The 12512-nt window shown below is 76.9% G+C and carries 6 protein-coding genes; all 6 read right to left on the reverse strand.

From position 1 onward, the window contains the following. Positions 1 to 2: 2 nt before the first annotated feature. From HUT06_RS33365 to HUT06_RS33390, 6 genes are read right to left on the reverse strand one after another with little or no spacing between them, the layout of a single operon-like run. Positions 3 to 1742: a hypothetical protein gene (locus tag HUT06_RS33365; RefSeq protein ID WP_176199337.1), complete on the reverse strand. Its 1740-nt coding sequence runs from the start codon at positions 1740 to 1742 to the stop codon at positions 3 to 5. Between the two features lies 1 nt (position 1743). Beyond that, positions 1744 to 3699, reverse strand: a complete 1956-nt coding sequence (locus HUT06_RS33370; RefSeq protein ID WP_176199338.1) for a Rab family GTPase — start codon at positions 3697 to 3699, stop codon at positions 1744 to 1746. A 3-nt stretch (positions 3700 to 3702) separates the two neighbouring features. Further along, positions 3703 to 4752, reverse strand: a complete 1050-nt coding sequence (locus HUT06_RS33375) for a protein kinase family protein (protein WP_176199339.1) — start codon at positions 4750 to 4752, stop codon at positions 3703 to 3705. Beyond that, a complete protein-coding gene (locus tag HUT06_RS33380) occupies positions 4749 to 6914 on the reverse strand; it encodes a hypothetical protein (protein ID WP_176199340.1) in 2166 nt (721 codons plus the stop codon). Before HUT06_RS33380 ends, HUT06_RS33375 begins: the two co-directional genes overlap by 4 nt. Beyond that, positions 6911 to 10111 (reverse strand): tubulin-like doman-containing protein, encoded by a 3201-nt coding sequence (locus HUT06_RS33385; protein WP_176199341.1) that lies wholly within the window; start codon positions 10109 to 10111, stop codon positions 6911 to 6913. The genes HUT06_RS33380 and HUT06_RS33385 overlap by 4 nt, the downstream gene beginning before the upstream one ends. Before the next feature lie 25 nt (positions 10112 to 10136). Beyond that, a complete protein-coding gene (locus HUT06_RS33390) occupies positions 10137 to 12473 on the reverse strand; it encodes a vWA domain-containing protein (RefSeq protein ID WP_176199342.1) in 2337 nt (778 codons plus the stop codon). Between the last annotated feature and the right edge of the window lie 39 nt (positions 12474 to 12512).

Genomic DNA, 12512 nt, shown 5'->3' on the forward strand with positions numbered 1-12512 from the left:
CGTCAGGCCAGCCGGAGGACGACGAGGACGGCGAGCAGCGCGGGCCACGTCCAGACGAGGAACCCGACGGCGGTGCCGGGCAGCCACCGGCCCGGCAGCAGCAGCGCCGCCGCCACCACGGACTCCTGCGGGGGCGCGGGTGCCGGCCCGGCGGGCGCGGTCCTGTCCTCCGCGCGCTGCGCGAGGGCGTAGCCGAGGCAGCGCTCCGCCAGCCAGTCGGCGCGGTCCGGCTCCAGCCGGGCCGCCAGCACCCCGAGCGCGTCGGCGATCACCGGCGCCAGCCCGCCGTTGGCGTGCGCGCGCCGCAGCCGGTCCTCCAGTGCGTCGTCGCCGAAGCTCGCGGCGAACAGCGGCTCCATCAGCGCGGCCATCCGGGCGGTGCCGTCCGGCAGGCCGGCGACGCGGTCGGCGAACCAGCGCTCGCCCTCCATGACGTGCAGGACGCTGGAGAACCCCTCCCGGTCGAGGACGGCGCCGCGGGCGGTGCGCGCGGCGACCCAGTCGACGATGCGGGCGGTGCCGGCGGGCGCCGTGGTCTCGCGGAGCAGCTGGTAGAGCCGTACGAGATGGCGGTCTCCGCGCGGCGGCACCGGAACGGACGGCGCGCGGACGGGCTCGGGCCGCGGCCCCACAGCGGGCCCCGCGGCGGCCGGAACCGGCTCCGGCGCGGGCACGGGCGACCACCGCGCCCCGCGCCCCGGGACCCGGGCGGGCTGCCGCGCGTCGGGCACGCGGCCGGGGTCGATGGCCTCGGTGATCTCCTTGCTGCACGCGACCGCCAGGATCTTGTCCTGCAGCGTCGCGCAGCCCTGCACGACGGGGCGGACGAGCCGCGCGGCGTCGTCGCCGAACGCGGCATAGGCCTCCGCGAGCAGCCCCGCGGCGGCGGACAGGTCGCCCTGCGGCGCGGCGGGGTCGCCGGGCCGGACCTCGCGCGGCCCCTCGTGCAGCGGCGGCCCCTCCAGCCCGCGGTCGCGGAACGCCACGGCCGGCTCGGTCCGCCCGTCGCCGCCGGTGAGCGGCGCCTCGCAGGTGGAGAACGCGGCGCGCCAGCCGTCGAGGGGCCGCCCGTCCGCGTCGGTCAGCAGCGGCTTCAGGATGCGGCGCGACGCCCACAGCAGCGCCAGCGCGCGGCTGGAGGCGACCGGGCCGCGGATCTCCTCCGGGGGCAGGACCATCGTCACCGGCCGGGCCGGGTCCTCCAGGACGGCCGCGAGGAGCGCGGCGAGCCCCGGCGCCCGCCTCGCCCGTTCTTCGAGGTCCTCCGGCGCGGCGGCGTTGCCGATCAGATGGCTGAAGCTCATCGGCTGCAGCGGGCTCCCCCTGCCGACCTGACCCGGCAGCCGGCTGAAGATGCCGCGCGGGTCGGAGGCCGCGATGAGCATCGCGATGTCGGCGGTCAGCGTGGTGCTCAGCCCGATGAGCGCGCGCGCCACCAGGTGCAGCCGGTCGGCGCCCGCTCCCCTGCCCGCACCGGAGACCGCGTTGCCCGGACTCATCGCCCGCGGGTCGACACTGCGCAGGATGAGCGCCGCCATCCCGTCCGGGTAGGTGAGGTAGACGGCGCTGGACGGCGCCTCCGCCGCCGCCGACCGGCCCCGCGCCGACACTCCGGCGTGCTTCTTCAACCGGGTGTTCCAGCTCTCGAACTGGGTCCGCGACTCGAACGACCAGGCGATGCCGGTGAGGTCGTAGTCGGGGTCCCAGCGGAACTCGATCTGGTGGATGGGTGCGTCGGTCATCTCAGATCCCCACGTCCTGGGCCTCGGCGGAGGCCAGCAGCCCGGTCATCGCCATCAGCGCCACGAGCGGGCGCAGCACGCGCAGCGGCCGGGCGCCGCGCTCGATCGCGTCCGTCCCCGTCGCGGAGACGACGTGCAGGGTGGCCCGCTCGCACTCCTGGTAGGGCCGCGTCCACGCCCCAGCGTCCCGCTGGTGCAGGTAGCCGAACACGTCGGCGCTCTCCGCCAGCACCTCGGCGGCGTCGAGGGCGGGCGCGTCGCGGCTCAGCCAGTGCGCCACCGGGTCGTCGAACTTGTACAGGTCGGCCTTGTTCAGCACGATCGCGGCGCTCACCTTCGACAGCCGCCCGGTGGACCGCAGCAGGCTGAGCACCGTGTTGAACGCCGGGTCGCCGAGGCTGCCCGGGGTGAAGCGCTTCGGGTCCGCCACGAAGACCAGCCCGTCGGCGATGTCGAGGAACCGCTTGGCGTCGCCGACGTTGCTCAGCTCGCCGCCCGCCACGTCGAACAGCGCCATCGCGCGCGGCCGGCCGGCGCCCGACAGGACGAACGCGTCCGCGAACGCGACCTCGCCCTCGCGGGTCGGCGCCAGCCAGGCCGACTCGCTGAACAGCGGGTGCACCATGTCGCGCAGGAACGCCTGGTGCCGGTCGAGGTCGACGGGCTGGGCGGTGAGGCCGTACTCGCCGAGCGCGCCCCGCTCGATCTCCGCGACCATCGCGGCGGCCAGGTGCGTCTTGCCGGACGTGGTGCCGCCGATGAAGCCGTAGACGGCCGGCGACCCGTACTGCCCGTAGCCGGCGGGCAGGTAGTGCACGCCCGTCGTGCCGCCGGGGTTGGGGCAGCGCACCGCCGCCGTGCGCAGCAGCCGCGCCCGCTGCTCGGCGTTGGTGGCCCTCGGCACGGCCAGCTCCACGTACTGGGCGAGGTTCTGATCGAAGGTGTAGAGGGGCAGCTCCCCCCAGTCGAGCCGGCCCAGGCAGATCGGGCAGGAGACCTGCTCGCGCCCCGTGGACCGCGCGGCCCTGGGCTGCTCGGTCTCGGGCCGTGGGGGCTCCGGCACCGGCGCCGCGGGGGCGGGCGCGGGTACGGGACGGGTCTCCAGCGGCTCGGCCACGAGTTCCTCCGCCGTGTCCAGCAGGCGGGCGACCCGCCCGCTCATGGTGTCCAGCTCGGTCAGCCCGGCGCCGGCGCGCAGCTCGCGCAGGGCGTCGGTCCCGCCCCGCGTGTAGCGGCGGGCGAGCGCGAGCGCCGCCGGCAGCGTGCCGGGCACGGGCGGCGGGTCGTCCCCTTCCCGCCGGAACCGCAGGAACAGCCCCGGCGGGCCGGTGCGCGGCGACCGGGCCGCGAACGTCTCGAACTTCGGCGCCCATTCGGGCCAGTCGTCCAGCCCGGAGCCGAGCACCGTGCAGATGTCGGCGACCGCCCACAGCAGCGGCATGGTGGCGGGGGTGACGGGCGCCTCGACCAGGCGCGGCCCGTCCAGGACGTGCGACAGCAGGACGGCGAGCGGCCGCTCCAGCGCGCGGGCCCGCGCCTCGTCGGTGAGGCTCGACCGGTGCGCCATCAGCGCGTTCGGGTTCACCATCGGCGCCCGGCCGGGCAGGTCGGCGGCCGCCCACGTCCAGTCCCGCAGTTCGAGCGCGAGCCGGGGGGTGAGCACGCCGGCCGCGCCGGACAGCAGGTGCGCGGCGGCGCTGCGGACGGGGCCGGGCTGGCTGCGCCGGATCAGCACCGCCTCGTCGCCGAGCACGGCGTAGCAGAGGCCGGACTCCGGCCTGCCGCCCTCGCCGCACCGCAGCCACGGCTTGACGCGGGCGTGCAGGCGGCGCAGCTCACCGGCGGGCGAGGCGTCCAGGGAGCTGGCGACCGGGAACAGGCCCGGTTCGGCGCTGGTGCCGAACCGGCTGTCGCGGCCCCAGCGGAACAGCGTCTGGTGCAGCAGCGATGTGGCCATCGGTCACCGCCCCAGCATCAGGTAGCCGGCGACGACGACCAGCGCCGCGATCCCCGCCCACAGCACCCACGAGCCCGCCGGGCTCCGCCGCGCCGCGCGCGGCTCGGGACGGGCCGGGGCCGGGGCGCGGGGCTCGGGCGCCGGTTCGGGAGGGGGCGCCGTCTGCGGGTGCTTGCGGTGCCGCTGCGCGAAGAACTGCTCGCGGCCCCGCAGGAACGCCGGGTCCGGGGGCAGCGGGCGCGGCGGCGCGTCCGCCTCGCCCAGCCGGCGCAGCAGCGTGTGCGCGGACGGCCTGCGGTCCGGGTCGCCGAACACCCCGGCGAGCAGCTCGGCCAGCTCCGGCCGGTCGGCGAGCTTGTCCCGGCCGTCGAGGTCCTCGCCGGTCAGCACGAAGAAGATGAGCCGCCCGGCCGCCCACACGTCGTCGTTCGGGCCGACCGTGCCGCGCTCCCAGCCGTCGGCGACCCGCGGCCGCTGCTCGGGCGCCTGCCACGGCGGCGTGCCCGCGACGGTGCGCGGCGCCCCGATCGGCGCGGCGTGCGAGAAGTCGGTGAGCTGCACCTCGTCGCCGTCCCAGCGGACGGTGTCCGGGCCGATCGCGCGGTGCGCGATGCCGGCCGCGTTCAGCAGCCGCACCGCGCGCAGCAGCCCCACCTGGAAGCGGCGCCGCTGGTCGGTCGGGAGCGTGCCGGCGTACGTCGCGACCTCGACGCCGCGCAGCGGCTCCAGCAGCGCGAACGGCTCGGCCGCGTCGGCGTCGTAGCCGATCAGCCGGGTCACCGCGCGCGGGTAGGGGGCGCCGTCGCAGAGCCGGGCGAGGCGCAGCCCGGCGAGGATCTCGCCGTCCAGCAGCCGGTACCCGGCGGCGCGCCCGCCGGGCCCGCGGTCGACGGGCCGGACGCAGCGGACCGTGCGGGTGCGGTCGTCCAGTTCCAGCTGGAGCCGGACGGCCTCCAGCGGCGGGCGCAGCGGCGGCTCCGCGCCGCGCACCTCGACGGCCTTCGCCTCGACGCCCCCGCCGTGGACGTCCCGGTAGTGCAGCCTGACGTTCACGCCGTCCTCCCGTCCCGGCCCGCCTCGACCGATCCGCCGTCGTCGTCCTCGGACCACGTCCACTCCACGACCCCCGCGTGCAGCGGGACGAGCCGGAGCACGCCGCAGTGCGCCGCCGACGGCACGGCCACGGTCCCGGGCGGCAGGCCGGCGGCGCCGCCCGCCGAGCGCGGCGCGAACCGGACCGCGCGCGGTTCCGGCGCGGTGTCCAGCAGCGCCAGGTCCTCCGGCGCGCACAGCTGCCACATCTCCCCCGCCGGGTCGTGGCCGGCCTGCTCGGCGGCGAACGCGAGGTCCTCCGCGTCGATGAGCGGCACCGGCCGGGAGTCGGTGACGAACGGGGCCGCCTCCGGGGCGTGGCCCCGCTCGACGGCGTGCTCCCAGTCGTCGATGAGCAGCTGCGCGGCCTTGCGCACGTGCGGCCCGGCCTGCTCGCCGCGCTCTCCGTGCGGCGCCCCGCGCACCGCCTCGGTGACCAGGTCGCCGAGCCAGGACTGGACGGCCTCCGGGTAGCGCAGCGGGGACCGGGCCGGGCGCCCGAAGTCGTCGGCGTCCAGCTTCGCGGCGCGCTCCACCAGCTCCTCGCGGACGCCGGCGAGCGCCTGCCGCAGCGCGTTCAGCTCGTCGACGGTGTCCAGCCGCCGGTTCAGCCGGGCCCAGTCGGCGAGCGCGCCGCCGAGCAGGTGCCGCATGTCCTGCAGCGCGGTCTCGGCCCGGTCGAGGCCCGTCTCGTCGCCCCAGCGGATCGCGCGGGACCGCCACGACTGCGCGACGACGGCGAGCGCGCCCGCGACGGCGGCGGCCACCGCCGCCGCCCACGCGGCGGGCGGCAGCCCGGTGTCTCCCGCGACGCCGCCGCCGATCGCCCCGGCGAGGGCGGCGAACGCGTTCAGCCCGAGCGCGCTGGAATGGTCGGCGATCCGTCCGCCGGGGCCGCGCAGCACGGTCAGCGCGACCAGCGCCGTCCACAGCAGCGCCATCACCAGGCCGCCCGCGACGCCGAGCGGCGACAGCCCGGCGAGCGCCGCGGCGGCCGCGCCGGCCGCCGGCAGCCACGGCTGCGGCGGCGCCATCGGCGCCGGTGCGCGCAGCCCGTCGAGCAGGTCGCCGGGGCAGGCGGTGCGCAGCCGCCGGGCATGGCCGCCGCGCCCGTCCAGCGCCGCCGCCGAGGCGCGCAGGTCGTGGTCGAGCCGCGGCAGCGACACGCCCCGGCGCAGGCCGTCGGCCAGCCAGGCGTGCAGCCCGTCGCGGTACGGCCGGGGCTCGAACGGTTCCGGCGGCGGTGGTTCGACGCCGCGCGCGGCGATCGCGGCCCGCCGGTCGTCGGTGAGCCGGTCGCCGTCCGGGACGGCGCCGAACAGGTCGGCGAGCCGGTCGCGCAGCGCGCCGAGCCGGTCCCCGGCGTCGCGGACCGCCGCGCCGGCGGGCAGCTCCCGCAGCAGCGCGCCGGCGCCGGGCAGCTCGACCGCGGCCTCCCGCGCCTCGGCGAGGGCGTGCTCGGCGTCGTCGAACGCGCGCCGCAGGTCGCCGCCCGCGGTGAACCGCACCGGCACCCTGCCGCGTGCTCCCTCGTCCGCGCGCTCGGGCGGCGCCGGGGACGCCGGGTCCAGCGCGCGGCGGATCGCCGCGCGCAGCGCCAGCAGGAAGTCCTCCTGCCCGGTGCCGCCGTGCCCGGCCAGGTGCAGGCCGGGCACGGCCGCGCCGAACGGCACCTCGCCGAGCACCCGGTGGGTGCGCTCGAACAGGGCGGGCAGCCGCAGCAGCTCGGCCAGCCGGGCGAGCCCGTCGCCGTCCCGGCCGTCGCGGCGGCGGGCGCGGGCGGCGGCCCGCAGCGGCCAGTCGACGCCGGTCTCCTCGATCACCCACAGCGCGCGGCGCTGGATGTTGCCGGGCAGCCGCAGCACCGCCGGGTCGGTGCCGGGCGCGGCCGGCGCGGCGGGCGGGCGGCCCGCCACCAGGCACAGCAGCTTGGACACCTGCCGGGAGGCGTCCAGCGCCTCGAACGCCGCCCGGTGCCGGACGACCGCCGAGGCGGAGTCCACGACCAGCAGCAGCTCCAGGTCCTGCGCGGTGTGCAGCAGCTCCGCCACCCGGTCCGCGGCCTCGGCGGCGTCGCGGTCGCGCAGGTCGAGGTGGACGACGCGGGCGGCGCGGGCGCTCATCGCTCCCACTCCGGCCGGGCCGGCTCCGGCCCCTCGGGCGGCGGCCCCTCGGGAGGCCGCCCGTCGGGGTCGCGCAGGGCGGGCCGCTCCAGCGCCCGCAGGTTCGCCCGGACGGCCGACACCTCGGTGAACTCGGTGTCCAGCGCCGCCGGGTACGTGCGGACCCAGAAGTCGCGCAGCTGGAGCGCGCGGGCCCGGCTGGAGGAGTGCAGCTCGCCGAGCATGCCGTCGATCCGGCGGACCTGGGCGTCCGCCATGTCGCGCAGCACCACGTACAGCTCGCCCGGCGGCTTCGGCATGCTGCCGACCCCGTAGGGCGCCTCCCGCATCAGCTGCGCGCAGAAGTCGCGGCGGATGCCGGCGTTGTCGGCGAACGTCCACAGCTCGTACGCCTGGAGCAGGCTGCCCCACGACGACGCGTGCTCCAGCGGCTTCAGCTCCAGCGTCATCGACACGCCGCCGGACAGCCGTACCGACACGCTGATCGGGGACGCCGGGTCGCCGTCCACGGTCACCTTGTCGTTCCACATCGCGCACAGCAGCCGGTGCAGGATCTGCACGCGGTGCTCCTCGTGGGTGGCGAGGTAGCCGAAGTCGTAGCCGAGCCGCTGCCGCCACTTGAGGTAGTCCTGCCGCTGCGGCCGGTCCATCGCGTCGGCCCACGTCCGCAGGACGTCCCGGACCTCGCGGACGTCGGTGATGCCCATCGACGACCGGAACAGCACCACGGTGATCGACTCGGCCGTGGTGTGGGTGAAGTCGTAGACGAGGTCGGGCCCGGCGGGCAGGTTCACCGCCTCCCGCAGGTACGCCTCGATCGCCGGGTCGTCGGCGCCGGCCGGGTAGGACACCAGCACCTTCAGCCGGCCGGTGCCCTGCGGGCTGAAGTTCGCCGGCACCAGCCCGGCGAGCTTGCCGCGGAACTCCTCCAGCTCCGCCTCGCTCAGCTCCCCCGGCGCCTGCCCGGCGGCCTGCGCGAGCAGGTCGTGCAGCGTCGGCAGCAGCGGGGCACGGCCCTGCTCGGCCAGCCGGAAGTAGGTCTTCACCTCGGCCTTCACCCGCTCGCGCAGCTGCGCGACGGCCGCCTCGGGGTTGCTGTCCCACGCCGTCCGGTAGGCCTCCCGCCAGCCGTCCCCGCCGATCAGCAGGGCCAGCAGCTCCGCCCCGGACGCGCTCGGCCGCAGCTGCCCCTTGCCGACCAGGTCGTCGGTCATCCGCCGGACGACCCGCGTGTAGAACTGCTCCAGCTCGCCGCCGGGCGGCAGCAGGTACGACACCCCGACGCGGGACTTCGACAGGTCCGCGGCCCGGTCCCGGAACCGGTCGCGGTCCTGCGCGGCCTGCTCGCCGAGCGCGCGGGTCAGGCCGCGCAGCACCGCCTCGACCTGGTCGAGCGGCTTGCGCCAGCGCGGCGCGAGCTGCGACCAGGGCTCCGTCCACTGGACGTGGGTGCGCCAGCGGTACCAGCGGTCCTGGTCCTCGCGCGCGTCCACCGGGTCCGGGTCGGTCCACTTGACCTTCACCATGCCGAGCGAGCGGTCCCGCAGCGTCGGCAGCGGCGGCGGGTTCGGCCCGAGCCCCTCCGGCGCGGGCGGCTCCACCCGGCGGCGCTGCAGCAGCCCGACCGCGCCGCCGCGCTCCACCTCGTCGGCGGCGTCGGGGTTGCCGAACAGCGCCCGGGTCAGCCGGAACGGGTCGGTCCCGGCCAGCATCCGGGGGACGGCGTCGCGCGGGTCGAAGCCGCTGACCCGGTCGGGGATCTCCCGGTCGAGCCGGGTCCGCAGCCGGGCCAGCGCCGCCCGCATGGCCTCCGCCCGGTCGTTCAGCGCCGCGGTGACCTCCTTCGCGCCGGTGACCGGCTCGGGCTCGGCGTGGTCCTGCGCGGGCCGGGTGAAGATCTCGGAGATGTTCGCGACCGCGAGGAACTCCTGGATCAGCGAGCGGTTGGACTCCTGGCCGGACGGGGCGCCGCGCAGGTCGTCCACCCCGGTGCGCAGCAGCCGCCCGGCGACCAGGTCGGCCAGCTCGTCGACCGGCACGGTCAGCGACGCGACCAGCGCGGTCGACACCCCGCGGCCGCCGATGCCGTTCTCGGCGGGGATCTGCCGGTCGACGCTGGCGTTGATGAAGCTGTCGGCGAAGGACTGGTGCTGTTCTCCGTCGGAACTCGCGCGCTGGTCCAGCTCGGTGCCGATCAGCGACAGCATCAGCGAGACCACCGACCGGCGCAGGTCGCCCGGCTCGGCGCCCACCGGCCGGCAGAACAGGAACCCGGTCTGCGCGGTGCCGGGGCGCAGCGCGATCCGCCCGTCCACCGGGTAGTGGACGGCGACCTCGTCGGGGTCGACGGGCGCGTGCGAGGTGTGCCCGCGCAGGTCGCGGCGGGCGCCGCCGCCGTTCTGCCGGTCGACGAGCCGGAACAGGTCGAGCAGTGCCCGCCCCGCGTTGAGCTGCGCGGGGCGGCCGCCGCCGAGGCCGTCCACGAACGCCGACGGCATCAGCACCAGCGGGTAGATCTTGGGGCGCAGGTCGGTGCGCTCGAACAGCTCCCCGATCAGGTGCAGGTAGTCGTAGAAGATGCCGGCGCCGGTGCCGCCCGCCACGGAGAACGCGACGAACACGTCCACCGCGTTCTTGTTGCTCGACCTGCCGCCGATCTTGTAGAGGTCGGTGGCGGCCTGCGGCCCCGACAGCCGGCCGACCGCGTTGTTCAGGTCGGCGGTGGCGTGCGCGATGCCGCTGCGGAACGTCTCGAACAGCGCGGCCCGGCCGATCGTCGGCAGCTGGCCGGCGCCGCGCTGCAGCGGCGTCACCCGCGGCTCCCCGTTGTCGGGCGGCAGCCACGCGGCGACCTCGCGCTCGGCGGTCAGCCGCAGGTTGCGGGCCACCTCCGGGTAGGTGTCGACGCGCGGTACCAGGCCGCGGACGTAGTGCGCGGTGCGCTGCACCGCCGGGACGTGCTGCGGGCCGGGCACGACGCTGGCCGGCAGCCGGTCGAGGTCGGCCTGGTTGACGTCGGCGTACACGAACTGGGTGCAGTCGGGCAGCTGGTAGGGCAGCGCGTCCTCGCGGACCCGCTGGAACGCGGTGCCGTCGGGGCCGCAGAACTCCTCGCGGAGCCGGCGCTCCAGCTCCGCCCCGATCAGGCAGCCGGTGCCGCCGAGTCCCACGAAAAGAACTGACTGGTAGAGCTTCATGGGGGGTTTCCTTGTCATCGGCGGGCTAGAACCAGGGGTCGTCCTCGTGGCCCGGTTTCGCGGTGGCGGCGGGCTCGGTCCGCGCCTCGCCGGACGTGCCGCCGTCCCGGGTGGTGCGGTCCGGGGCGGTGCGGTCCGCAGCGGTGCGGCCGGAGCCGGTGCGGCCGGGGGCGTCCCGCCGGGCGCCGGTGCGGCGGGCGCGGCGCGGCCGGTCGTCGCTGAAGGCGAGGGTCAGGCCCGTCTCCTCCAGCGGCTCCCCGTCGCCGCCGACGGCGATCTCGTAGCGCGGGCCGTCCGGCAGTTGGACGACGACCTTGCCGGGCGCGCCGCGGCGGGCCCGGACGGGCCGGTCGCCCGCCTTGGGGTAGTCGAGCCCCGGCTCGCCCGCCGTGCCGTCGTGCACGACGAACCGGAACTCCTGCGCCCACTTCGACGGCGCCTTGAGGCGGGCCACCTCCTCGCCGTCCTGCCGGAGCGACGCGCGCAGCCGCCGGACGTCCACCCCGGCCTTCCAGGCGCGGCGGCGCAGGTGGAGCAGCAGCGCCAGGGCGAGCAGGAGCAGCAGCGCGCCCGCGATCGCGTACCGGTTGCGCTCCAGCCAGCCGGGCGGCTCCTTGACGGTGACGGTGAGCTGCCCGTTCGCGTACACCTTCGCCAGGTCGGCCGCGTCGACGACCTTGACGGTCATCGAGGTGCCGCCCAGCGCCGCGTCCTTCGGGAAGCGGACGGTGAACGGCCGGGTGGTGGTGCCGGTGCCGATCGCCAGGTCGGTGCCGCCGCCGAGGGTCGCGCCGCCGGCCCGCCCGGCCCCGTCCATGATGATCCGGCCGCGGACGGGGGCGCCCGCGTTCTCCATCGTGACCTTGCCGCGCACCTCGTCGCCGGGGTGCACGACCGGGTCGGAGGAGAACTCGACGCGGCCCTGCAGCGCGGGCGCCTGCGCACCGACCGCCACGGTCACCGGCAGCTTGTCGGCGTGGACGCCGTACCCGCTGACCACCCCGGTGAAGGTGAGGTCGCCGGGCTGCCCCGGCGCGGTGAACGTGCCCGCGTACCGGCCGTCGCCGGCCCGGTCGTCGGGGGCCTTGCCGTCGTCGCGGATGACGATGCTCTGCGGCGCGCCGAGCGACGGCCCGGTGGCCTGCACGGTGAAGTTCAGGCCGCTGAGGGCCTTGGCGTCGGTGACCGCGCCCTGCCGGGTGACGAGCGAGAGCCGCACGGTGAGCGGCTGCCCGGTCCGCGCGCTGGGCGGCTCGACCACGAGCGAGGCGCTGACCGCGCCCTGCCAGATGGCGGTGGCGCTGACCAGCTGCTTCGCGAGTCTGCCGGGCGCGGTGAGGCGGATCGTCCAGGTGCCGTTGCGCGGGTTGACGATGTGCAGCGTCTCGACGACCGCGTTCTCGCCGGCCCGCTTGAACTCCGACTGTCCGGACCTGCCGTTGGGCACGACGGCGCCGCCGCCCGGCTGGACGTAGTCCACCCGGACGCGCGGGTCCCCCTTGGCCACGGTGATGCTGCCGTCCGTCGCGATGATCGGGATGTCGATCTTCAGCTCGCGGGTCTGGCCGGGGCCGAGGGTGGTCTCGTCGCTGCGGCTGACGCCGGCGCAGCCCGCCGCGGCGAACGCGTCGGTGAGCGAGCGCCCCACGTCGCCGGAGTCGCGGACGACGCGGGCCTTCGGCCGGGACGCGGTCCGCCCGTCGCACGCGCCCTGGTACCCGCCGGCGGCGAACCGGTCCAGCGCCGCGCGGTCGATGCCGTCGCCGAAACCGAGCGGCCATATCTGCACGCGACCGGAGGCGGCGAGCGCCAACTGGGTCTCGACCTGCTTTTGCGCCTCCCGGTTCCGGTCACTTTCGATGCGTCCGTAATGGGGGCTGCGGTGCACGTCGAGGCGGCCGTCGGTGAGCAGGAAGACGACCTTGAGCACCCCGTCCGGGCCTCCGCCGCTCAGCGCGCTCAGCCCTTTGGCCAGGGCCGCGGCGTGATCGGTGTCGTTTCCCTCGCCGTCGGCGCGGCGGTGGATCTTGCGAATGCACGCGCCGAGCGCGTCCTTCTTCACGGAACTGTCCAGAACGGTGGGCGGGCACGCCTCGGTAATCGCGTTCTGGCCCGGTTCGTTCTGGCTGCCGAACCCGTAGACCGACACGCGGCTGCGCGGGTTCAGCCCGCCGAGCGCGATCGAGGTGGCGGCCTTGATCTCCTCGCGGACGTCGGCGTCCGACAGGCTCCCCGACTCGTCCACCAGGATGGACACGTCCATCAGCGTCGGCTCGGGGGCGGCGGCCGGCTCGGCGGCGCGCGCCGCGGCGGCGGGCGCGGCCAGCGGCCCCAACTGCGCGGCGGTCAACACCGCCGCCATGGTGATTCGCACCGGGCACGCGAAAGCACGCCCCGTCAG

The sequence above is a fragment of the Actinomadura sp. NAK00032 genome (genome assembly GCF_013364275.1).
In the GTDB taxonomy this organism is placed as follows: domain Bacteria; phylum Actinomycetota; class Actinomycetes; order Streptosporangiales; family Streptosporangiaceae; genus Spirillospora.